18 protein-coding genes are annotated in these 22,378 nt (G+C 73.2%); 5 read left to right on the forward strand and 13 right to left on the reverse strand.

The features are described 5' to 3' along the window. Positions 1 to 55: 55 nt before the first annotated feature. The 8 genes from C7C46_RS22115 to C7C46_RS22150 form a co-directional block, all read right to left on the reverse strand. Positions 56 to 2,512, reverse strand: a complete 2,457-nt coding sequence (locus C7C46_RS22115; protein WP_110671639.1) for a SpoIIE family protein phosphatase — start codon at positions 2,510 to 2,512, stop codon at positions 56 to 58. Between the two features lie 195 nt (positions 2,513 to 2,707). Further along, positions 2,708 to 3,322, reverse strand: a complete 615-nt coding sequence (locus C7C46_RS22120; RefSeq protein ID WP_110671640.1) for a TetR/AcrR family transcriptional regulator — start codon at positions 3,320 to 3,322, stop codon at positions 2,708 to 2,710. Positions 3,323 to 3,392: 70 nt separating this feature from the next. Next, the gene (locus tag C7C46_RS22125) at positions 3,393 to 4,955 is read right to left on the reverse strand and encodes an AMP-binding protein (RefSeq protein WP_110671664.1); all 1,563 of its coding nucleotides are present in this window, start codon (positions 4,953 to 4,955) and stop codon (positions 3,393 to 3,395) included. Positions 4,956 to 5,162: 207 nt separating this feature from the next. Further along, the gene (locus tag C7C46_RS22130; protein ID WP_110671641.1) at positions 5,163 to 6,341 is read right to left on the reverse strand and encodes an acyl-CoA dehydrogenase family protein; all 1,179 of its coding nucleotides are present in this window, start codon (positions 6,339 to 6,341) and stop codon (positions 5,163 to 5,165) included. Positions 6,342 to 6,358: 17 nt separating this feature from the next. Then, complete coding sequence (locus C7C46_RS22135) at positions 6,359 to 8,287, reverse strand: acetyl/propionyl/methylcrotonyl-CoA carboxylase subunit alpha (RefSeq protein ID WP_110671665.1); 1,929 nt, start codon at positions 8,285 to 8,287, stop codon at positions 6,359 to 6,361. Positions 8,288 to 8,463: 176 nt separating this feature from the next. Further along, the gene (locus C7C46_RS22140; RefSeq protein ID WP_110671642.1) at positions 8,464 to 10,062 is read right to left on the reverse strand and encodes an acyl-CoA carboxylase subunit beta; all 1,599 of its coding nucleotides are present in this window, start codon (positions 10,060 to 10,062) and stop codon (positions 8,464 to 8,466) included. Beyond that, a complete protein-coding gene (locus tag C7C46_RS22145) occupies positions 10,059 to 11,825 on the reverse strand; it encodes an acyclic terpene utilization AtuA family protein (RefSeq protein ID WP_110671643.1) in 1,767 nt (588 codons plus the stop codon). Before C7C46_RS22145 ends, C7C46_RS22140 begins: the two co-directional genes overlap by 4 nt. Positions 11,826 to 12,200: 375 nt before the next feature. After that, the gene (locus C7C46_RS22150) at positions 12,201 to 13,214 is read right to left on the reverse strand and encodes a helix-turn-helix transcriptional regulator (RefSeq protein ID WP_110671644.1); all 1,014 of its coding nucleotides are present in this window, start codon (positions 13,212 to 13,214) and stop codon (positions 12,201 to 12,203) included. Positions 13,215 to 13,376: 162 nt separating this feature from the next. Here C7C46_RS22150 and C7C46_RS22155 point away from each other — a divergent pair, with 162 nt between their 5' ends. From C7C46_RS22155 to C7C46_RS22165, 3 genes are all read left to right on the forward strand, one after another. Next, positions 13,377 to 14,063, forward strand: coding sequence for an alpha/beta fold hydrolase (locus tag C7C46_RS22155; protein WP_110671645.1), 687 nt, complete (start codon positions 13,377 to 13,379; stop codon positions 14,061 to 14,063). After that, entirely contained in the window at positions 14,060 to 14,647 is a 588-nt protein-coding gene (locus C7C46_RS22160; protein ID WP_245984699.1) for a GNAT family N-acetyltransferase, read from the forward strand. Before C7C46_RS22155 ends, C7C46_RS22160 begins: the two co-directional genes overlap by 4 nt. A gap of 458 nt (positions 14,648 to 15,105) precedes the next feature. After that, positions 15,106 to 15,684: a hypothetical protein gene (locus C7C46_RS22165; RefSeq protein WP_110671646.1), complete on the forward strand. Its 579-nt coding sequence runs from the start codon at positions 15,106 to 15,108 to the stop codon at positions 15,682 to 15,684. Positions 15,685 to 15,774: 90 nt separating this feature from the next. Here the strand turns inward: C7C46_RS22165 and C7C46_RS22170 are convergent, their stop codons facing one another. Next, on the reverse strand, positions 15,775 to 16,572 hold the full coding sequence (locus C7C46_RS22170; RefSeq protein ID WP_425470103.1) for a LysR family substrate-binding domain-containing protein: 798 nt from the start codon (positions 16,570 to 16,572) through the stop codon (positions 15,775 to 15,777). A gap of 58 nt (positions 16,573 to 16,630) precedes the next feature. On the opposite strand from C7C46_RS22170, the gene C7C46_RS22175 reads away from it, so the two are divergent. After that, positions 16,631 to 17,092 (forward strand): DUF5997 family protein, encoded by a 462-nt coding sequence (locus tag C7C46_RS22175; protein WP_110671647.1) that lies wholly within the window; start codon positions 16,631 to 16,633, stop codon positions 17,090 to 17,092. 134 nt (positions 17,093 to 17,226) lie between these two features. After that, positions 17,227 to 17,751 carry a TerD family protein gene (locus C7C46_RS22180; RefSeq protein WP_110671648.1) on the forward strand — a complete coding sequence of 175 codons (525 nt, stop codon included), beginning with the start codon at positions 17,227 to 17,229 and terminating at the stop codon, positions 17,749 to 17,751. Between the two features lie 80 nt (positions 17,752 to 17,831). Here C7C46_RS22180 and C7C46_RS22185 read toward each other — a convergent pair whose 3' ends face one another. The 4 genes from C7C46_RS22185 to tdh all read right to left on the reverse strand — a co-directional run bounded on the left by C7C46_RS22185 (position 17,832) and on the right by tdh (position 22,084). Continuing rightward, on the reverse strand, positions 17,832 to 18,728 hold the full coding sequence (locus tag C7C46_RS22185) for a Gfo/Idh/MocA family protein (RefSeq protein ID WP_342775423.1): 897 nt from the start codon (positions 18,726 to 18,728) through the stop codon (positions 17,832 to 17,834). 123 nt (positions 18,729 to 18,851) lie between these two features. After that, on the reverse strand, positions 18,852 to 19,769 hold the full coding sequence (locus C7C46_RS22190) for a LysR family transcriptional regulator (RefSeq protein ID WP_110671650.1): 918 nt from the start codon (positions 19,767 to 19,769) through the stop codon (positions 18,852 to 18,854). Positions 19,770 to 19,852: 83 nt separating this feature from the next. Further along, a complete protein-coding gene (locus C7C46_RS22195) occupies positions 19,853 to 21,034 on the reverse strand; it encodes a glycine C-acetyltransferase (RefSeq protein WP_110671651.1) in 1,182 nt (393 codons plus the stop codon). Between the two features lie 18 nt (positions 21,035 to 21,052). Next, entirely contained in the window at positions 21,053 to 22,084 is a 1,032-nt protein-coding gene (gene tdh / locus C7C46_RS22200; RefSeq protein ID WP_110671652.1) for an L-threonine 3-dehydrogenase, read from the reverse strand. Between the last annotated feature and the right edge of the window lie 294 nt (positions 22,085 to 22,378).

Consider the following 22,378-nt stretch of genomic DNA (forward strand, 5'->3'; position numbering starts at 1 on the left):
GGCAGCCGGGGCGACGCGCGGTCAGCCGCCCAGCGGCAGGCCCGGCGACGGAGCGTCAGCTGCCCAGCGGAAGTTCCAGCTCGGCCCAGACCACCTTGCCCTCCGAGGTGGCCCGGCTCCCCCAGCGGTGTGCCAGCTCGTTCACCAGGTACATCCCGCGCCCGCCCTCGTCCTCCGAGCCGGCCGGGCGCAGCCGCGGGGTCTGGCGCCCGGTGTCGGCCACCTCCAGGGTCAGCGCGCGGTCCCGGAACAGCCGCAGCCGCAGCGGTTCGCCGCCGTGCACCAGCGCGTTCGTGACCAGCTCGCTGACCAGCAGCTCGGCGAAGTCGGACAGCGGGGTGAGCCCCCAGCCGGCGAGCGTGGCTCGGGTGAACCGGCGGGCCAGCGAGGGGGCCGGTCCCTGGCCGCCGAGCGGCAGGGTGGCGATCCGGTCGCGCGGGATCGGCAGCGCCCGGGCCATGATCATCGCCACGTCGTCCTCGCTGCCGCCGCGCACCAGCGCGGAGACCACGGCGTCGCAGTGCGCCTCCAGGGTCCGGCCGCGGGCCGCCAGGGTCTGGCGCAGCTGGTCGATGCCGTGGTCGATGTCGGCGCCGCGCCGCTCCACCAGGCCGTCGGTGTAGAGCGTCAGGATGGCGCCCTCGCGCAGGGTGAACTCGGTGTTCTCGAACGCCACCCCGCCCACGCCCAGCGGCACGCCGGGCGGCACCTCCAGCACGGTCGCGTCGCCGTCGGGGCCCATCACCACCGGCGGCAGGTGCCCGGCGCTGGAGATGGTGCAGCTGCGGTCCACCGGGTCGTAGACCACGCAGACGCAGGTGGCGAACTGGCCCTCGCCGATCCCGTCGGCGGTCTCGTCGAGCCGGGCCAGCACCTGGGCCGGCGCCATGTCCAGGGTGGCCAGGGTGCGTGCCACGGTGCGCAGCTGACCCATCGTCGCGGCCGCCCGGATGCCGTGGCCCATCACGTCGCCGACCACCAGCGCGACCCGGCCGCAGGAGAGCGGGACCACGTCGAACCAGTCGCCGCCGACCTCGCTGACCACGCTGCTGGGCAGGTAGCGGTAGGCGATCTCCAGGCCCAGGGTGCGGTGGATCTCCTGCGGCAGCAGGCTGCGCTGCAGGGTGAGCGCGGTGTCCCGCTCGCGCCGGTAGAGCCGGGCGTTGTCGATGCAGACCGCGGTGCGGGCGACCAGCTCCTCGGCCAGCGACACGTCGCCCTCGGTGAACGGCTCGGGGTTGCGGGTGCGGACGAACTCGGCGCCGCCCAGCACCATGCCACGGGCCATCAGGGGGACCAGCAGGTAGGAGTGCAGCCCGGCGTCCAGGGCGGGCTTGACCCGCTCCTCGCGGGCCGCGATGGTGCGCAGTTTCTCCTCGTCCACGTAGGGGACGTGCAGCGGCCGCCCGCTGCGCAGGCTCTTGGTGTAGATCCGGTGCGAGTCGTAGGCGGAGGTCTCGCCGACCGCGTCCGCCGTCCGGGTCAGGGTGGAGTCGTACCCCTCGCCGGAGGCCACCGCGCGCAGCTGCACGCCCTCGTCCGGGGCCAGCGTGCTCGGCTCCTCGCCACGCAGGATCGGGTCCAGCAGGTCGACGGTGGCGAAGTCGGCGAACCGCGGCACCACGGCGGAGATCAGCTCCTCGGCGGTGCGCTGCATGTCCAGCGTGGTACCGATCCGGGCGGTGGCGTCGGCCAGCAGGGTCAGCCGCTCCTGGGCCCGGGCGGCCCGGGCCTCGGCCTGGAAGCGTTCGGTGACGTCGATGATCGAGGAGCTGACGCCGAGCACCCGGCCCTCGGGGTCGGCCAGCCGGAAGTAGGAGGCGGACCAGGCGCGGTCGTGGCGCGGGTCGCCGGGCGTGCGGCCGTAGGACCGGGCGTCCACCACCGGGCGCCCGGTGCTGAGCACCTGACGCATCACCGCCTCGATCTCGGCACCGTTCAGGCCCGGCAGCACGGCGTCGATCCGCCGGCCGAGGTGCTGCTCGGCGGGCAGGCCGTTGATCCTGGCCAGCGCCTGGTTGAGCCGCACGAAGCGAAGCTCGGTGTCGTAGACGGCCATGCCGATCGGCGACTGGGTGAAGAAGCCGTCCAGCACCGCCAGGTCGGCCTCCACCTGGCGTACCGCGTGCAGGTCGGCGCCGGTGGCCAGGACCAGCGGGCGCTCTCCCGGGCCGGTGATGCCGAAGGTGCGGAAGTCGAGCTCGACGGTGTGGCCGTCCTTGTGCCGGACCGGGAAGACGCCGGACCAGCGGCGGTCGACCAGGATCCGCTCGTAGAGCGCCAGCACCTCGTCCCTGCGGTCGGGGACGGCGAGCAGCGGGGCGGCGTACTGGCCGACCATGTCCTCGACGGTCCAGCCGAGCAGCCGTTCGGCGTCCTCGCTCCAGTGCAGCACCCGGCCCTCGGCGTCCAGCAGTGCGGTGGCCAGCGGCAGCAGCCGGTGGCCGTCGAAGCCCGCGGGCACGATGCCGGAGCCCTCGTCACCTCTGGCGTTCGGTGCTGGACTGTCCATACTGGCGACCACCCCGGCTTGCGTGTGCGTACGGCTGCTCGGTGCTTCGGTTGCTGGGTACTTCGGTTGCTGGTGCTGCGACTGCGGGTGCTGCGGTTGCTACGTGTCACTGTGCCCGGTTCCACTGTGCCCGGATCCAGCCTGCCCGGTGAAGTCCCCGACGGCGACCGCGCGCGACCGGGGGTGTACCGCTGGTCAGCGGGCCTGGCCGTCCAGGGCGCTCTGGAGCATCCGGGACCACTGGCGGACCACGCCGGCCCGTCGGACGGCGTCGTCGGTGAGCAGATTAGCGAGCCCGAGGCCGCGGGCGAGGTCCAGGGTGGCCTGGACGCTCTCCCGGACCCCGTCGGCTCCTTCGTCCACCCCGAGGAACTCGAGGGCGGCGCGGTGCGACTCGCGTCCGACCCGGTCCTCCAGCGCGACGATCCGCTCGGCCAGCGCCGGTTCGGTGGCGGCCGCCACCCACAGGTGCAGCGCGGCGCGGAACAGCGGCCCGGTGTAGAGCCGCACGATCAGCTCCACCACCGCCTCGGTGCGGGCCGGCCCGGGCGGCGGCAGCTGGTCGGCGTCGACCCGCACCGCCGCCAGCCGCTCGGCGCTGACGTGCTCGACGGCCGCGGTGAACAGGTCCTCCCGGGTCGGGAAGTGGTGCTGCGCCGCGCCCCGGGTCACACCGGCCCGCTCGGCCACCACGGCGACCGTGCTGCCGTTCCAGCCGAGCTCGGCCAGGCACTCCACGGCGGCCTCCAGCAGCCGGCGGCGGGTGGCCCGGCTTCGGTCCTGCTGCGGGGTGCGGGCGGCGGTGCTCATGGTGGTGCGCTCCGGGTGGTTCCGAGTGGTCCGACTGGTGGCGGGCGGCGGCGCCGCGTCCAGGCAGAGGCTACTTGCCGCGCAGCTCGCGGCGGAGGATCTTGCCACTGGCGGACTTGGGGACCGCCGCCAGGAAGGCGACGGCGCGCACCTTCTTGTACGGGGCGACCCGGTCGGCCACGAAGTCGATCACCTGCTGCTCGGTCAGCTCGGCGCCCGGGGCGGGCACCACGAAGGCCTTGGGCCGTTCGGTGCCCTCGTCGTCGGTCACCCCGATCACGGCGGCGTCGGCTATCTGCGGGTGGGTCAGCAGCAGCGCCTCCAGCTCGGCCGGGGCCACCTGGTAGCCCTTGTACTTGATCAGCTCCTTGACCCGGTCGACCACGTGCAGGTAGCCGCGCGCGTCCTGGTGGCCGACGTCGCCGGTGTGCAGCCAGCCCTCCGAGTCGATCATCGTGTCGGTCTCGTGCGGGCGGCCGAAGTAACCCATCATCACCTGCGGGCCGCGGATCAGGATCTCGCCGTCCTCGTCGATGCCCAGGTCGCGGCCGCTGCCGTCCAGCGCCAGCACCCGCAGCTCGGTGGCGGCGACCAGCTTGCCGACCGCGCCGGGCGAGGGCTCGGGGTCGTCCAGCGGGACCAGGTGGGTGGCCGGGGAGAGCTCGGTCATGCCGTAGCCCTGGTGGATCGTCGGCAGGCCGAGCCGGTCCGCCGCGGCGGCGGCCAGTGCGGCGTCCAGCGGGGCGGCGGCGCTGAGCACGTAGCGGATCGAGGAGAGGTCGTAGGCGTCCACCAGCGGGTGCTTGGCCAGCGCCAGGACGATCGGCGGGGCGACCGGGACGGCCTCGATCCGGTACTCCTGGATCACCCGCAGGAACTGCTCCAGGTCGAACCGGGGCAGCACCACCATGGTGCCGCCGGCCCGCAGCGCCCGGTTGAGCAGTGCGGACAGCCCGTAGATGTGGAAGAAGGGCAGAATGCCGATCACCCGCTCGCCCGGCTCGGTGGCGTGCACGGCGGCCACCTGGGCCAGGTTGGTGGCGATCGAGCGGTGGGTGAGCATCACGCCCTTGGGCAGGCCGGTGGTGCCGCTGGAGTAGGGCAGGATGGCCAGGTCCCGGGCCGGGTCGATGGCCACCTGCGGCGCCGGGCCGGCGGCGGCCAGCAGGTCGTCCAGGGTGCGGTGGACGCCGTCGGTGCCGTCCAGCAGGAAGGTCTCGCGGATCTCCAGGCCCTCGGCGGCGGCCAGCGCGACCGGGGACAGCGGCAGGGCGCTGATGATCCAGCGGGCGCCGCTGTCGCGCAGCTGGCCGGCCAGCTCCTCGGGGGTGGCCAGCGAGGAGACGGTGGTGACGGTGGCGCCCGCCTTGATCGCGCCGTACAGCGCGATCGGGTAGCGGACCGCGTTGTAGCTGTGCAGCGCGAGCACGTCGCCCTTGACCAGGCCCGCCTCGGCCAGTCCCGCGGCCACCCGGTCCACCGCCTCGCCGAGTTCGCGGTAGCTGACGCTCGCTCCGGTCAGTCCGTCGATCAGGGCGGGGGTGTCGGCGTACCACTGGACCGAGTCGCCGAGCACGGCCTCGTGCAGCGGGAGCTCGACGGCGGGCACGTCCGGGTACTGGCTGCGGAACACCATGGCGACTCCTGCGGGTGGTGGGGAGCGAAGCGGATGCCCCTGGTGCTACCCGCGTGCCGGGGTCGGCACGCGGGCGGCAGGGTGTCAGTGTCGTGCGTCGGTCCTCGGTGGCCCGGGTCGGGGTCGGGGTCGGGGTCGCTGTCCTGCGTGGGTGTCGGTGTCCTGCGTGGGTGTCGGTGTCCTGCGTGGGTGTCGGTGCCGGTGTCAGTACGAGCGCGGCAGCTTGAGGGTGTGCTGGGCGACGTAGTTGAGGATCATCTCGCGGCTGACCGGCGCCACCCGGCCCACCCGGGTGGCGGCGAGCAGCGCGGCCAGCCCGTACTCCTGGGTCAGCCCGTTGCCGCCGAGGGTCTGCACCGCCTGGTCGACGGTGCGCGTGGCCGCCTCCCCGGAGGCGTACTTGGCCATGTTCGCCGCCTCGCCCGCGGCCAGGTCGTCGCCCGCGTCGTACAGGTGGGCCGCCTTGCGCATCATCAGCCGGGCCAGCTCGATCTCGATCGCGCACTGGGCCAGCGGGTGGGCCAGCCCCTGGTGGGCGCCGATCGGGGTGTCCCAGACCGTGCGGGTGCGGGCGTACTCGGTGGCGGTGTTGAGCGCCTGGCGGGCCACCCCGAGGGAGAAGGCGGCGGTCATGATCCGCTCCGGGTTGAGCCCGGCGAACAGCTGCAGCAGGCCCGCGTTCTCGTCGCCGACCAGCGCCTCCTCGGGCAGCCGCACGTCGTCCAGGAAGACCTGGAACTGCCGCTCCGGGGAGAGCAGTTCCATGGGTATCGGCCGGTACTCGAAGCCGGGGGTCTCACGCGGGACGATGAACAGCGCGGGCTTGAGCTTGCCGGTGCGGGCGTCCGCGGTGCGCCCGACCACCAGCACGGCGTCGGAGCCGTCGATGCCGGAGATGAAGACCTTGCGGCCGTTCAGGATCCAGTCCGAGCCGTCCCGCTTGGCCACCGTCGACAGCCGGTGCGAGTTGGAGCCGGCGTCCGGCTCGGTGATGGCGAAGGCCATCCGGCGGCTGCCGTCGGCCAGGCCCGGCAGCCAGCCGCGCTTCTGCTCCTCGGTGCCGAACCGGGCCAGGATGGTGCCGCAGATGGCGGGCGAGACCACCATCATCAGCAGCGGGCAGCCGACCGTGCCGAGTTCCTCCAGCACGATGGACAGCTCGTAGACGCCGGCGCCGCCACCGCCGTACTGCTCGGGCAGATTGACGCCGAGGAAGCCCAGCTTGCCGGCCTCCTGCCAGAGTTCGTCGGTGTGCTCGCCGGCCCGGGCGCGCCTGAGGAAGTACTCGGAGCCGAACCGGCGGCCCAGGTCGCCGACCGCCTGGCGCAGCGCGATCCGCTCGGGGCTCTCGATCAACGGGCTCTCGGTGCTGTTCGGTGCCATGGGAACTGGTCCTCCGGTCAGGGTGAGGGTACGGGTTCGACGACGGCCAACAGGGCGCCCAGCTCGACCTGCTGGCCGGGCACGGCGCGCAGTGCGGTCAGGGTGCCCGCGACGGGGGCGGTGACCTGGTGCTCCATCTTCATCGCCTCCAGCCAGAGCAGCGGCTGACCTGCCGTCACCTGCTCGCCCTCGGTGACGGCGGTCCGGATCACGGTGCCGGGCATGGGGGCGAGCAGGGCGCCCGGGTCGACCTGGGTCTCGGGTTCGGGGAAGCGGGGCAGGGCGGTGAGAGCGGTGCTGCCGGTGGGCTGGTCCAGGTGGACCTGGCGGCCGTAGCGGCTGACCTGGAAGCTGCGGCGGACGCCGTCGACCTCCAGCACCACCTGGTCCGGGGTGGACTCCAGCAGCCGGACGCCGGGGTGCTCCTCGGCCTGCAGCCCGTCCCGGGTCATTCGGTAACGGACCGTCAGTTCCGCACCGTCCGCTGCCTGATACCGCTTGGTCTGCGGCTGCGAGGGCAGGTTGCGCCAGCCCGAGGGCAGCGGGGTGCGGCGGGTGGCGGCGTCCGCCAGGGCGGCGGCCAGCGCGGCCAGGGGGAGTTCGCTTCTGTCCGGCTCCTGGTCCGGCTGCCCGGTGCGCAGCTCCGGGTGGCGGGTCAGGAACGCGGTGTCCAACTCGGCTGCCAGGAACGCCGGGTGGCGCAGGGTGCGGGCGAGCAGTTCGCGGTTGGTGGTCAGGCCGTGGATCCGGGTGCGGGACAGCGCGTCGGCCAGCCGGCGGGCCGCGCCGGCCCGGGTGGGCGCCCAGGCGATCACCTTGGCGAGCATCGGGTCGTAGTGCACGCCGACGGTGTCGCCGCTGACCACGCCGGAGTCCACCCGTAGGCCCGGGCCCGCGGGGAACTCGATCCGGTGCAGCACCCCGCTCTGCGGCTGCCAGTCGGCGCCCGGGTCCTCGGCGTACAGCCGGGCCTCGATCGCGTGCCCGGCGGGGGCGGGCGGCTCGGGGCCGAGCCGCTCCCCTTCGGCGACGGCCAGTTGGAGGGCCACCAGGTCCAGGCCGGTGACGCACTCGGTGACCGGGTGCTCGACCTGCAGGCGGGTGTTCATCTCCAGGAAGAAGAACCGGCCGTCCGAGCCGAGCAGGAACTCGGCGGTGCCGGCGCCGGTGTAGCCGATCGCCCGGGCCGCGGCGGTGGCGGCCTCGGCCAGCCGGGCCCGCAGTTCGGGGTCCAGCCCAGGGGCGGGGGTCTCCTCGATCACCTTCTGGTGGCGGCGCTGGATCGAGCAGTCGCGCTCGCCGAGCGCCCACACCGTGCCGTGTCCGTCGGCGAGCAGCTGCACCTCGATGTGCCGACCGGTGGCCAGATAGGGCTCCAGGAACACCTCGCCGTCGCCGAAGGCGGCCAGCGCCTCGGCGCCCGCCGCCGCCAGTTCGCCTTGGAGCGCGGCGAGTTCGGTGACCACCCGCATGCCGCGGCCGCCGCCGCCGGCCGCCGCCTTGACCAGCAGCGGCAGGTCGGCCGCGGTCGCGGCGGCCGGGTCCACCGGGGCCAGCACCGGGACGCCGGCGGCGGCCATCAGCTGCTTGGCGGCGGTCTTGGACCCCATCGCCGCCATCGCCGCCGGGGGCGGCCCGACCCAGGTCAGCCCGGCGGCCAGCACGGCGCGGGCGAACTGCGGGTCCTCGGAGAGGAATCCGTAGCCCGGGTGCACCGCGTCGGCGCCGGCCGCCAGCGCGGCGGCGACCAGCAGGTCGGCCCGCAGGTAGGTGTCCGCCGGGGCGGCGCCGGGCAGCCGCACCGCGCTGTCCGCCTCCCGCACGTGGGCGGCGCCCGTGTCCGGGTCGGAGTGCACCGCCACGGTGGCGATGCCCAGTTCGCGGCAGGTGCGGGCGATCCGGCGGGCGATCTCGCCCCGGTTCGCGATCAGCAGGCGCTGGATCATGGTCTGACGGTCCTTCGGCTCGCTCGTGGACTGCACGTCGCTCATCGGCGCCCCCTCGCTGGTGGCCGTCAGCTCGCTCGCGGCCTGCACGTCGCTCGTCGACGCCCCCTCGCTGGTGGCCGTCAGCCCGCTCGCGGCCTTCGCGTTGGTCGTCACTCTCGCCTCGCTCATCGCCCTCACATCCGGAAGACGCCGTAGCCGCGCGCGCCCTCGACCGGCGCGCCGTGCACGGCGGACAGGGCGAGCCCGAGGACGGTGCGGGTGTCGCGCGGGTCGATCACGCCGTCGTCGTAGAGCCGGCCGGACAGGAAGGCGGGCAGCGACTCGGCCTCGATCTGCTGCTCGACCATGGCGCGGATGGTGGCGTCCGCCTCCTCGTCGTACGGCTGGCCCTTGGCCGCGGCCGACTGGCGGGCCACGATCGAGAGCACGCCGGCCAGTTGCTGCGGTCCCATCACCGCGGACTTGGCGCTCGGCCACGCGAACAGGAACCGCGGCTCGTAGGCCCGCCCGCACATCCCGTAGTGCCCGGCCCCGTAGGAGGCGCCCATCAGCACCGACAGGTGCGGCACCCGGCTGTTGGAGACCGCGTTGATCATCATCGCGCCGTGCTTGATGATGCCGCCCTGCTCGTACTGCTTGCCGACCATGTAACCGGTGGTGTTGTGCAGGAAGACCAGCGGGATGTCCCGCTGGTTGGCCAACTGGATGAACTGGGTGGCCTTCTGCGACTCGGCGCTGAACAGCACACCCTGCGCGTTGGCCAGGATGCCGACCGGGTAGCCGTGGATCCGGGCCCAGCCGGCGGCCAGGCTGGTGCCGTAGAGCGGCTTGAACTCGTCGAAGTCGGAGCCGTCGACGATCCGGGCGATCACCTCACGCGGGTCGAACGGCACCTTGAGGTCGCCCGGCACGATGCCGAGCAGCTCCTCCTCGGCGTACCGGGGCGGCGCGGCCAGCGGGTCGGGCTGCGGGCCGGGCTTGCGCCAGTTGAGGCGCAGCACGGTGCGCCGGGCCAGCCGCAGCGCGTCCAGCTCGTCGGCGGCGAACTGGTCGGCCAGGCCCGAGATGCGGGCGTGCATCTCGGCGCCACCGAGCGACTCGTCGTCGGCCTCCTCGCCGGTGGCCATCTTGACCAGCGGCGGGCCGCCGAGGAAGACCTTGGCCCGCTCCCTGACCAGGATGGTGTGGTCGGACATGCCCGGCACGTACGCGCCGCCGGCCGTCGAGTTGCCGAAGACCACGGCGATGGTGGGGATGCCGGCCGCGGAGAGCCGGGTGAGGTCGCGGAAGAGCGCGCCGCCCGGGATGAAGATCTCCTTCTGGCTGGGCAGGTCGGCACCGCCGGACTCGACCAGGTTGACCACCGGCAGCCGGTTGCGCAGCGCGATCTCGTTGGCCCGCAGCGCCTTGCGCAGGGTCCAAGGGTTGCTGGCACCCCCGCGCACGGTGGGGTCGTTGGCGGTGATCAGGCACTCGGTGCCCTCCACCGTGCCGATGCCGGTGACCATCGCCGCGCCGACCGGGTAGTCGCTGCCCCAGGCGGCCAGCGGGGACAGTTCCAGGAACGGGGTGTCCGGGTCGAGCAGCGCCTCGATCCGCTCGCGGGCCAGCATCTTGCCGCGCTTGCGGTGGCGTTCCACGTACTTGGGGCCGCCGCCGGCCAGCGCCTTGGCGTGCTCGGTGTCCAGCGCCGCGAGCTTGTCCAGCATCGCGGTGCGGTTGGCGGCGTACTCGGGCGCGGCCGGGTCGAGCCGGGTGGGCAGGACGGTCACAGGGCAGTCTCCGAGCTTGCGAGGAGGCTCGGCAGCAGAGCCTCGGGGATGTCCAGGTAGCGGGAGCGCAGCCACTCCCCCAGCGCCTTGGCCTGCGGGTCGAACCGGGCCTGGGCGGCCACGCCCTCGCCGAGCAGGCCCTCGATCACGAAGTTGACGGCGCGCAGGTTCGGCAGCAGATGCCGATGGATCGTCAGCTTTTCCGTCTCCGGGAGGAGTTCGCGCAGCTGTTCGGTAGTCAGGGTGGTGGCCAGCCAGTGCCAGGCGGGGTCACTGCGCACCCACACGCCCAGGTTGGCGTCGCCGCCCTTGTCACCGCTGCGCGCGGCGGCCAGCAGGCCGAGCGGGGCGCGGCGGGTGGGTCCGTGCGGCTCGTACTGCGCTTGGTGCAGCGGGAGTTCGGGTTCCTCCCCCGCAGTCACCGGGGCCGGCGGGATCAACTCCCTCCCGCCGTCCGGGCGCACCGCCCAGTGCTCGACGCTGCCCTGCTCGACGTAGGCGGCGGTGAACACACCGTACGGGGTTCCCGGGCCGGGCAGCGCCGTCAGATGGAAACCGGGGTAGCTGGCCAGGCCCAGCTCGACGGCGGCCGAGCTGACCGACCGGCCGACCTTGGCCTGGTCCGAGTCGCGCACGGTGAGTTGGAGCAGCGCGCCGGCCTGCTGTTCGGTGGGGGCGTCCGGCTGGTCGGTCCGAGCCAGCGTCCACCGGACCTCGGCCGGCCCGTCCGGCCCCAGCCCCGCCTCGACCTGGCGCTGCACCAACTCGGCCTTCTGCTCGATGTCCAGGCCGGTGAGCACGAAGACCACCTCGTTGCGCCAGCCGGCCAGCCGGTTGAGGCCCACCTTGAGGGTGGCGGGCGGGGCCTCGCCGCGCACCCCGCTGATCCGCACCCGGTCCGGGCCCTGCTGCGCCAGCTGCACGGTGTCCAGCCGCGCCGTGACGTCGGGTCCCAGGTAGCGCGGTCCGCCCGTCTCGTAGAGGAGTTGGGCGGTGACCGTGTCGACGGTGACGGCCCCGCCGGTGCCAGGGTGCTTGGTGATCACGCTGCTGCCGTCCGCGTGCAGCTCGGCCAGCGGAAAGCCGGGGCGGGCCGGGTCGGCGAGCTCGGTGAACCACGCGTAGTTGCCGCCGGTGGCCTGCGCGCCGCACTCCAGCACGTGGCCGGCCACCACGGCCCCGGCCAGCGCGTCGAAGTCGGTGCGCTGCCAGTCGAAGTGGGCCACCCCCGGGCCGACCACCAGGGCGGCGTCGGTCACCCGGCCGGTCACCACGACATCCGCGCCGGACCGCAGGCAGTCCGCGATGCCGAAGGCGCCCAGGTAGGCGTTGGCGGCGAGCAGTTGGGCCGGCTCGGTGAACTCGGCGGCCCGGCCCAGCAGGTCGTCACCCGTGACGTACCCCACCCGGGTCGCGACGCCCAGGCGCCCGGCCAGCTTCTCGACCGCCTCGGCCAGCCGCGCCGGGTTCAGCCCGCCGGCGTTGACCACGATCCGCACCCCCCGGTCCGCCGCCAGCCCCAGGCACCCCTCCAACTGCCGCAGGAACCCCTTGGCATACCCGGCCTGCGGATCCTTCAGCCGGTCCCGGGCCAGGATCAACATGGTCAACTCGGCCAGGTAGTCCCCGGTCACCACATCCAGCGGCCCCCCACCGAGCATCTCCTCGAACGCGGCGAACCGGTCCCCGTAGAAACCGGACGCGTTCCCGATCCGAAGCGGCCGCACCGGCCGAACAGGTTGGGGGGCAGTGCTGGCGGACATGCGGCGGCCTCTCTGGCGCGGGGCACGGGGCGTAGCTGGGAACGATGGTGGGCCAGCGGAACGAAAAAAGCAATCATGCGTGCTTGTTTTCAACCCCGGGCACCTCCTCCGACACCGCCTGCCGACCCCAGGGCAGGGGCTCCGAGCTTCGACACCGTCAACACCGCAGAGCCCCTTGGTAGCTCGAACGGCGTCGAAGCCAACCAACCTTTCAGGGGCCCTGTTGTCGCACCCCTACGGCATCGCCGAGGCGGGGCCCGCTTCGGCCACTCCCCCGTGCGGCTGTCTGGCGCACCGGACCGGAAACGCCGGCCACCACGGGATGCGCGAGCGCCGCTGAGACGTCCGCCTGAGCCAGCTGTGGAGGTCAGGAGTTCACTGGCCGCCGACGCCTCGGCGCCAACCCTGCCCCGCCCCCGATGCCGGTTCGGAGACGGCGGCGGCAAGGTGGGACGCCAGGTTGGCCACCGCGTCCCGAAGCTCCGTCCCGCCCACGATATGGAAGGCGAAGGGGACCGCCGCCAACCATTCCTGCGCATACATCGCCGGGTTGCGGGTGCTGCCGACGAGCACGCACTGCTGTCCCGCCGCCCCGACGGGTTCGAGCCGCCCCATCGATGGCCCGACCCACGGGGCTACCTGCTCCGCCGGTGCGTCGAAGAGCACCCGCGTGGGATAGGCCCATCCGGTGCCGAGGTTCTCCTCCAGCACTGCGACCGGGTCGAGGTCCTCAGGCATCCGGAACGCGACCGCAGTCTCCTCGGCCGCCAGTACCCGGTCGACCCGGTAGGTGCGCACGGCGTCCGCACGATGGGAATGGCAGAGCAGGTACCAGCGCGCCCGGCGCACGACGACCGCCCACGGGTCCACCGCCGCCTGCCACTGGTTGCCGGCCTCGCTGCGGTAGGTGATCACCACACGCCGCCTGGACGCGATCGCGTCCACCAGGGCGCTCGTGATGGCGGGATCGGCGTAGGCCGCACTCGGATCGGGCGCGGCCGCGGCGTGCTCGCGCAGTGCCGCCGCCTGACGCCCGATCCCCTCGGGCAGCGCGTGGATGACCTTGGCGAGGGCGGAGCCGACGAGGTCCCCAGAGTCGGTGGCGGCGGGCCTGCCGTCGAGCACCGCCATGACCAGGCCGACCGCTTCGCTCTGGGTGAAGCTCACCGGTGGCAGCCTGGTCCCGCGGCGCAGTTGGTAGCCGCCGTGCGGGCCGCGCACGGAATCCACGGGGATGCCGGCCTCCCGCAGGATCGCGACGTAGCGACGTGCGGCGCGATCGGTCACTCCGAGCTTCTCCGCGAGTTGCTCGGCCGTCGTGCCGGGGCGGGTCCGCAGGATTTCAAGGGTGCGCAGTGCGCGGGCGGTGGGGCTCGTTCCGGTCTCCACGCCGGACAGCGTAGGCGGCTTCCTGGCAATCAGGAAGCAGATCGTCCTGAATCGCTCCTAGCATGGCAAAGCCCGACCGGGCAGGCCGTGTCCGCTGCGCGGCGCACGCGACGCTTTCGGCTGCTGCCACCGCTCCCACCTCGACGGAAAGTTGATCTCACTGTGGAAATCCTGCTCATCGGCGGCCTGTGGCTGGACGGCACCGCGTGGGACGCGGTGGCACCGGCCCTTGAGGCGCTCGGTCACCGTCCGCGGCCGGTGACCCTTCCGGGCCAGGGCGACGGACACTCCTCGGCCACGCTCGACGAACAGGTGGCGGCGGTCCTCGCCGCCGTTGACACAGCGGCGGAAAAGCCCCTGCTCGTGGCGCACTCGGCCGCCTGCACGCTCGGCTGGCTGGCCACTGACGCCCGCCCGGAGCGGGTGGCCAAGCTGGTGCTGATCGGCGGCTTCCCGAACGAGGACGGCCAGCCGTACGCCGACTTCTTCGAGATGCGCGACGGCGCCATGCCCTTCCCCGGCTGGGGCCCGTTCGAGGGCGCGGACAGCGCCGACCTCGACGAGGAACTGCGACAGCGCATCGAAGCCGATGCCATCCCCGTCCCCGAGCAGGTGGCCAGGGGCGTGGTCCGGCTGTCGGACGAACGCCGCTACGAGGTCCCGGTCGTGGTGGTCTGCACGGAGTTCACCCCGGAGCAGGCCCGCGAATGGATCGCCGCCGGCGAGGCGCCCGAGCTCACCCGAGCCAAGAACGTCGAGTTCGTCGACATCGACTCCGGCCACTGGCCGATGTTCACCAGGCCCGCCGAACTCGCCCGCCTCCTCGGCGCCGTGGCAGCCGGACAGTGACCGAACGGGCCCTGACTGCGGGTTACACCATCCGCCGACTGAACGCCTCGACCTGGGACGCGTTCGCCGAACTCGTCGAACGCAACAACGGCATCTTCGGCGGCTGTTGGTGCATCGGCTACCACCCCGAGTGCGGCCGGCCGGGAATCGACCACCGCACCGCCAAAGAGGAGCGTGTACGCACGGACCAGGCACATGCGGCACTCGTTCTCGACGACGAGGGCGCCGCCCAGGGCTGGTGCCAGTACGGCAGCCCTGAGGAACTGTCCAACATCAAGCACCGACGCGCGTACGACAAGGACGCGCCCCCGCTCCCGGACTGGCGGATCACCTGCATCTACGTCGACAGGCAACACCGCCGCCGGGGCATCGCCCACGCAGCCCTGGCGGGTGCCCTCGACCAGATCGCCCAGGCCGGCGGAGGCTTGGTCGAGGCCATCACCGAAGCCACTCTCGGCCGCCAGGCCCAGGGCCGCTTCCTCTTCAGCGGGACGGTCGAACTGTTCGAGGACTACGGATTCACCCGTCTCCGCCAGGTGGGCAAGCACGCATGGATCGTGAGCAGGCACGTGGATCCAGCCTGAAGCTCCAGCCGAGGGGCCCGACAATCGTGATCTCCATGGCTGGATGGCTGCCTGACGCGGCACTAGCGGCAATGGCGGGCGCGGTGGAACTCGTTCCAGGTCAAGGGAGTCAGCCCGGCCGGCGCGAGTTGATCACCTCGCGGACTCGGGACGCAGCTTGCCGCGCGGGAGATCGGCCGGGCCGACTTCGAGGGAGCGTGGGAACCCAAGATCGTCAAAGGGAGGTACGGGCGGGCAAAGGTTCGGCCAGCTCGCGCTTCGAAGAGGCTGGGAGGGAGGTGGGAGGCAGGTGGGAGCCGGTTCGCCGCGTACGGGGGTGGAGTGGGGCAATCCGGGCGGCGAGGGTGTCAGGTGGCCCGGCTGGTGCGCGGGGAACTCCCAGGAAGGCCCAGCCTTTCCCCACGACCGTGCGCAACAGTCTGCGGTGACCGCTTCATCTAGACCAGGAGGCACCGGCCTTGACCCGGACCACCATCCGCTCCGCCGGCGCCGCGGCCCTGCTGGCCGCCGGCCTGCTGCTGACCGGCTGCTCGTCCTCCGCCGGCACCGCCTCGTCGGCGCCGGCCACCGCCTCGCCCTCCGCCTCCGGTGACCAGCAGCAGTACGCCGCCTACTCCGACTGCCTCAAGCAGCACGGCGTCACCCTGCCTTCCGGCCGCCCGAGCGGACGGCCCAGCGGGCGCCCGTCCAGTCGCCCCAGCGGCAGCCCCGGGGCCGGCTTCGGCGGCGGTTTCGGGGGCGGCTCGGCCGACCCGACCCGGCAGGCCGCGATGCAGGCCTGCGCCTCGCTGCGCCCGCAGGGCAACGGGCAGGGCCGCGGCGGCAACCTGAACAACAGTGCGCTGCAGGCCTTCGCCAGCTGCCTGAAGGACCACGGCGTCACGCTGCCCACCAACGGCAGCATGCGCGACCTGAACACCGCGGACCCGGCCACCGCCGCCGCGTACAAGACCTGCGCGCCGCTGCTGCCGGCCCGCGGCTCGGGTGCTCCGTCGGCGGAGGCCTCCCCGGGGGCGACGGACAGCCCCTCGCAGTGACGCACCGAGTGACGCACCGTCGGACCTGACGCAGGCCCACCCCCAAGCAGGGGTGGGCCTGCGCCACGTTGGAGGGGGCGAGCGGCTCGCCTACCGGGCGCGGCGGCCCGGGCGGCCGCGCTTGGCCGGGGCGGCCTTGGCTCCCGACTTCGCACCCGGCTTGCCACCCTGCTTGGCCCGCACCCCCTGACCGGCGGCCTGGCCCTTCTGCTGGGGCTTCTTCGCCTTGGGCGCGGCCGCCGGCTTCGGCTCCTCCTTGGCGCGCCCGCGCGAGCTGTTCGCGGTGCGGCCCCGGACGATCCCGATGAACTCCTCGACCAGCTCGGTGGTCGCCGCCTCCGGCCAGGCCAGCGCGATCTGCGACTGGGGCACGCCCACCAGTGGTCGGAACGTCAGGTCCCGCCGGTGGTGCAGCCGGGCCAGCGACTGCGGCACCGGCAGCAGGCCCACCCCCGCGGCCACCAGCTCGATCGCGCCCGCCGTGGTCTCCGGCCGCTCGTAGGCGGGTGTGCCGGGACGCTCGGCCCAGTCCAGGGTGTCGTCCAGCGGCTGCCAGAGCACCTCCTCGGCCAGGTCCGCCACGGTGACCTCGTCCAACGCGGTCAGCAGGTGGTCCTTGGGAAGCACGATCACCGTGGTCTCGGTGTACAGCGGGATCGCGCTGAGCACCGTGCGGTCGACCGGCAGCCGCACCAGACCGGCGTCCGCCTCCCCCGCGACCAGCGCCGCGCCGCCCTCGGTCGACCCGACCTGCACCAGGGTCAGCGGCACGTCGGGCAGCCGCTCGGCCCAGACCCGCAGCCACTTGGTGGGGGTCACGCCGGGCACGTACGCGAGCCGGAACGCTGCCGTGGAGGGGGCCGGGTCGGTCGCCTGGATATCCGTCACGCCCCCAGGCTACCCACCGTGACCAGCGACTCCGTACTTCTCGCTTACCCTGGTGCCCATGACTTCGCACAAGCCCAAGACGACCCAGACGATGAAGCCGGCCACCGCTGCCAAGAAGCTCGGCGTCTACCTCCCGGCCACCCCGGCCGAGTTCCAGGAGGGTGTCGTCTCCCGGGAGGAGCTGAACGCGCTCCAGACCACGCCGCCGCAGTGGCTGCTCGACCTGCGCCAGAACGGCCCGCACCCGCGCCCGGTGGTGGCCGCCAAGCTCGGCATCTCCGTCTCCGGCCTGGCCCGGGGCGGCATCACCGAGGCGCTGACCAGCGCCGAGATCGAGGAGATCAAGGAGTCGGTCCCGGACTGGCTGCGCTCCGAGCGCCTGATCCAGGGCGAGGTGCGCAATGAGGCGGCCCGGGTGAAGGCCCTGCACGAGAAGCAGGCGGCGAAGGCGGTGCAGGAGAAGCCGGCGCCCAAGTCGGCGCCGAAGTCAGCGCCCAAGTCGGCCAAGCCCAAGAGGTAGGAGCGGCAACTGCTGCGGTCTCAGCTCGGCCGAGCCGCTCAAGGTCGGCTCGGCCAGCCCGAACTCACCCGGTGCCTGACAGTTCGTCATACGATGGCTGGCCGGTACGCCGACAAGCGGAGGGGGAGAACGTCATGAGCAGCCTCAACAAGGGCCTCGGGCGGGTCGAGGTGACCCTGGCCTGGGATCCGAACCCGGCGGGCACGCCCGCACACGACCTGGACCTGATCGCCGCCGTCTACCAGGTGGACGACCCGCAGGCGGCCCCCGCCTACCTGGTCCACTTCGACAGCCGCTCCCCCGAGGGCACCATCGAGCTGAGCCGGGACAGCCGGGACGGGCGCGGCGCCGCGATCGACGAGCGGCTCACGGTGGAGTTCGAGCGGGTCTCCACCCGGTACAAGCGGGTGGTGATCGGGGTCGCGATCCAGCAGCAGGACGGCCGGCTGACCTTCCGGCAGGTGGCCGCGCCCGAGGTGCGGATCAACGAGCACCGGCGGCTGCTGGCCACCGTGGACCTGTCCCAGTTCGGGTCCACCACCGCGGCCCGGGTGGCCGACTTCGTGCGCGACGCGGCCGGCGTCTGGGTGCTGCGGGGGGAGAGCCGGCGCGGCTTCGAAACCGACCCGGCCGGGTTCCCCGCGCTGATGGGGAGTTGACCGGGCACTGACCGAACGGGGGTGGGATGGGGTGCCCGCACCGGGAACGGAACCGGGCACCCCGCCCCGCCCCCGATGCGCTACTCGCCGATCCGCCGCACGATCTCCTCGCACAGCTCGTGGGTGGCCAGCGCGTCCCGGGCCGAGACCGTCCGCCCGGCCCGCACCGCGTCCAGGAAGCCGGTGACGCACTGCTCGATGCCGCGCTGGCGGGCCACTGACACCCAGTCACCGCGTCGGCGCACGGTGGGCTGGCCGCGGTGGTCGATCACCTCGGCGAGGTTGTGCACCTCGCGCTTGGCGTCGGCGCCGGACACCTGGAGGACTTCCTCGGTGGCGCCGGAGACCCGGTTCATGATGCCGAGTGCGGTGAACCCCTCGCCGCCGAGTGTGAGCACCAGGTGCTCGACCAGCCCGTCCCTGGTCCGAGCCCGGACGTCGACGTGGGAGATCTCGCCCGGGGCCAGGAACCGCAGCGTGTCCACCACGTGGATGAAGTCGTCGAAGACCAGGGTGCGGGCCTGCTCGGGCAGGCCCTCGCGGTTCTTCTGCAGCACGATCAGGTCGCGCGGGCGCTCCTGGGCCTGCTGGTAGCCGGGCGCGTGGCGGCGGTTGAAGCCGACCTCGAGCGAGCGCCCGGTGCCCTCGGCCAGCTCGACCAGGCGTCGGGCCCCGGCGAGGGTGTAGTCCAGCGGCTTGTCCACGTACACGTCCACGCCCGCGGTGAGCAGTTGCTCGACGATCGGCACGTGCTGCTCGGTGGCGGCGTGCACGAAGGCGGCCCGGACGCCACTGTCGATCAGCGCGCCGAGTTCGGTGAAGCGGGCCGCGGCGGGGATCCGGTGGCGGTCGCCGATCCGGCCCAGCTTGGCCCGGTCCCGGGTCATCAGCCGGAGATCGAGGCCGGGCAGCGCGGTGACCACCGGCAGGTAGGCCTTCTGCGCGATGTCGCCGAGGCCGATCACCCCGACGGGCAGCAGGGCGTCGGGACCGTCGGTACCAGGGTTCGTGATCATGGCCGTAGCCTACGGGGCGCCAGCGGCATGTGTGCTGGCAGCAGCCGACAAATTGGCGCCGGCGGCCGGGGTAACAGCAGTGCCCTACGGGGCCAGGGCGAGCTGGGCCGCCGCCGTGCGCAGCGCGTCCAGCACCGGGCGGATCAGCGGGTGCTGCTCCGCGCCGCCGCGCACCGCGGCGAAGACCTTGCGGGTGGCCAGCTCGCTGTCCACCGCGCGCACCGCGACGCGGGACAGGTCGACGCCGCTGAGCGCCGAGCGCGGCACCAGCGCGACCCCGGCACCGGCGGCGGCCAGGGCCACCACGGCCCGGAAGTCGTCCGAGGAGTGCACCAGGCGCGGCGCGAAGCCGGCGTGCTCGCAGGCCAGCAGCACCACGTCGTGGCACGGGTTGCCGGGGTACGGGCCGATCCACGGCTCGTCGGCGAGGTCCGCCATCGGCACCGGTCCGCGGCCGGCCAGCCGGTGGTGCAGCGGCAGCACCGCCTCGAACGGTTCGGCGTAGAGCGGGAAGCGGGCCAGCCGCTGGTCGTCGGCGCGCGGCGCACCGCGGTACTCGACCGCGACCGCGAGGTCGGCCTGCCCGTCCAGCACCATCGGCAGGCTGGCATCCCCCTCGGCGTCCAGCACCTTGAGCCGGACCCCGGGGGCGGACTCGGCCAGCACCTCGATCGCGGGTGCGAGCACCTGGGCGATGCCGGTGGCGAAGGCGGCCACGGTGACCTGGCCCTGGGCGCCGGTGGCGTAGGCCGCCAGGTCCGCCTCGGCCCGCTCCAGCTGGGCCAGCACCGCGTCCGCGTGGCCGACCAGGATCTCCCCGGCTGCCGTCAGCCGCACCCCGCGCCCGTCCCGGGCGAGCAGCGCGTGCCCCGTCTCCTGTTCCAGCGCGGCCAGCTGCTGGGAGACGGCGGAGGGGGTGAGGTAGAGCGCCGCAGCCGCGGCGGTCACCGTTCGGTGGTCCGCCACGGCGCGCAGCGTCCGCAGCCGTCTCGCGTCGATCACGAGGCAATTCTGCCAGCCCCGCCGGCGGGGCAGCCCCGGCAGCGGGCAGGTCGGATCCTGCGCCGACAAGGCCTCGGCGCCGCTCAGCCCTCCAGCGCCGCCCGGGCGTCCACGAAGGCGGCGACCGCGCGGCGCACGTCCGCCTCCGAGTGGGCGGCCGACAGCTGGACCCGGATCCGGGCCGCACCGTGCGGGACCACCGGGTAGGAGAACCCGATCACGTACACCCCGCGCTCCAGCAGCAGCTCGGCCAGCCGCCCGGCCTTGGCCGCGTCGCCGATCATCACCGGGGCGATCGGGTGGTCGCCGGGCAGGATCTCGAACCCGGCCGCGGTCATCTCGGTGCGGAACAGCGCGGTGTTGGCCGCCAGCCGCTCGCGCAGCTCGTGCGAGCTCTCGATCAGGTCCAGCACGGTCAGCGAGGCGGCCGCGATCACCGGCGCGAGCGAGTTCGAGAACAGGTACGGGCGCGAGCGCTGGCGCAGCAGCGCCACGATCTCCTGGCGGGCCGCGACATAGCCGCCGGAGGCCCCGCCGAGCGCCTTGCCCAGGGTGCCGGTGATGATGTCGACCCGGTCCATCACCCCGTGCAGCTCCGGGGTGCCGCGCCCGCCGGGGCCGACGAAGCCGACCGCGTGCGAGTCGTCGACCATCACCATGGCGTCGTACCGGTCGGCCAGGTCGCAGATCTCGCGCAGCGGCGCCACGTAGCCGTCCATCGAGAAGACGCCGTCGGTGACGATCAGTCGGCGCCGGGCGTCCTGACTCTCCTTCAGGCGCTGCTCCAGCTCGGCCAGGTCACGGTTGGCGTACCGGTACCGGGCGGCCTTGCTGAGCCGGATCCCGTCGATGATGCTGGCGTGGTTGAGCGCGTCGGAGATCACCGCGTCGCGCTCGTCCAGCAGGGTCTCGAACACGCCGCCGTTGGCGTCGAAGCAGGAGGAGTAGAGGATCGTGTCCTCCTGGCCCAGGAACTCCGAGAGCCGCTGCTCCAGCTCCTTGTGCACGTCCTGCGTGCCGCAGATGAAGCGGACCGAGGCCATCCCGTAGCCCCAGCGGTCCAGCGCCTCCTTGGCGGCGGCGACCACCGCGGGGTGGTCGGCCAGGCCCAGGTAGTTGTTGGCGCAGAAGTTCAGCACCTCGCCGCCGGGGACCGTGACGGTGGCGCTCTGCGGGGACCCGATCACCCGCTCCGGCTTGAAGAGACCGGCTTCCCGGATCTCCTCCAGGGTGGTGCGGATGTCGTCGCGCACAGAGTTGAACACAGCTCTCCTAAGCGGGTGTCAGATGTTCGACCAGTCGAGAATGATCTTGCCGCAGCGGCCGCCCGCCGCCTCGTCGAACGCGGCCTCGAACTCGGTGGCCGGGTACCGGCCGGTGATCACCGGGCTGAGGTCCAGGCCGCCCTCCAGCAGCACCGACATCGCGTACCAGGTCTCGAACATCTCGCGGCCGTAGATGCCCTTGAGGGTGATCATCGAGGTGACGACCTTCGCCCAGTCGATCGCGAACTCCTCGGCGGGCAGGCCGAGCATGGCGATCCTGCCGCCGTGCGTCATGTTGGCGATCATCGAGCGCAGCGCCTCGGGCCGGCCGGACATCTCCAGGCCCACGTCGAAGCCCTCGCGCAGGCCGAGCTTCTGCTGGCCCTCCTCGATGGTGTGCTGGGACACGTCCAGCGCCAGCGAGACGCCCACCTCGCGGGCCAGCTCCAGCCGGTACGGGCTGACGTCGGTGATCATCACATGCCGGGCGCCGGCGTGCTTGGCCACCGCCGCGGCCATGATGCCGATCGGGCCCGCGCCGGTGACCAGCACGTCCTCCCCGACCAGCGGGAAGGAGAGCGCGGTGTGCACGGCGTTGCCGAACGGGTCGAAGATGGCGGCCACGTCCAGGTCGACCGGCACCCGGTGCACCCAGACGTTGGAGGCGGGCAGCGCCACGTACTCGGCGAAGGCGCCGTCGCGGTTGACGCCCAGGCCCACCGTGTTGGGGCACAGGTGGCGGCGGCCGGCCAGGCAGTTGCGGCACTTGCCGCAGACCAGGTGGCCCTCGCCGCTGACCAGGTCGCCGACGGTGATGTCGGTGACCCCCGGGCCGAGCGCCACGACCTCGCCGACGAACTCGTGACCGATCGTCAGCGGCGTCTTGATGGTCTGCTGGGCCCAACCGTCCCACTTGCGGATGTGCAGGTCGGTGCCGCAGATGCCGGTGCGCAGCACCTTGATCAGCACGTCGGCCGGGCCGATCTCCGGCTCCGGGACCTCGGTCAGCCACAGTCCGGGCTCGGCGTGCTTCTTGACGAGTGCCTTCACGGCTGCGGCTCCTGAGGGGCGGTGGCACGGGCGAGGGTCCGCCCGGCAACGGCGCCATCGCGCAACCGGGCAGGAAGCAATCTGCCTGGTGGGAAGGGGTGCGGTCCATCGAGCTTTGCTTAACGGCCGCCACAGCTGGGCTTCACGATGGTGCCCGAGCTGGGCCCGGCGGGGCCCGGCACCATGCCGTGCCTCACCCGGAAGGGGGAACCGCCGGACGGCGAACCGCGGTAGGCGGCACTGCGGAAGGTGTCACCGTGGTGCCGCGGGGCCGCGGGGCCGCGGGGAGGCCGC

The sequence above is a fragment of the Streptomyces tateyamensis genome, assembly GCF_003205575.1.
GTDB lineage: Bacteria > Actinomycetota > Actinomycetes > Streptomycetales > Streptomycetaceae > Kitasatospora > Kitasatospora tateyamensis.

Coding starts and splice junctions, on each gene's coding strand:
- C7C46_RS22115 (WP_110671639.1), bottom strand. CDS start 2,512: ATGGACAGTCCAGCACCGAACGCCAGAGGTGACGAGGGCTCCGGCATC.
- C7C46_RS22120 (WP_110671640.1), bottom strand. CDS start 3,322: ATGAGCACCGCCGCCCGCACCCCGCAGCAGGACCGAAGCCGGGCCACC.
- C7C46_RS22130 (WP_110671641.1), bottom strand. CDS start 6,341: ATGGCACCGAACAGCACCGAGAGCCCGTTGATCGAGAGCCCCGAGCGG.
- C7C46_RS22135 (WP_110671665.1), bottom strand. CDS start 8,287: ATGATCCAGCGCCTGCTGATCGCGAACCGGGGCGAGATCGCCCGCCGG.
- C7C46_RS22145 (WP_110671643.1), bottom strand. CDS start 11,825: ATGTCCGCCAGCACTGCCCCCCAACCTGTTCGGCCGGTGCGGCCGCTT.
- C7C46_RS22175 (WP_110671647.1), top strand. CDS start 16,631: ATGACTTCGCACAAGCCCAAGACGACCCAGACGATGAAGCCGGCCACC.
- C7C46_RS22180 (WP_110671648.1), top strand. CDS start 17,227: ATGAGCAGCCTCAACAAGGGCCTCGGGCGGGTCGAGGTGACCCTGGCC.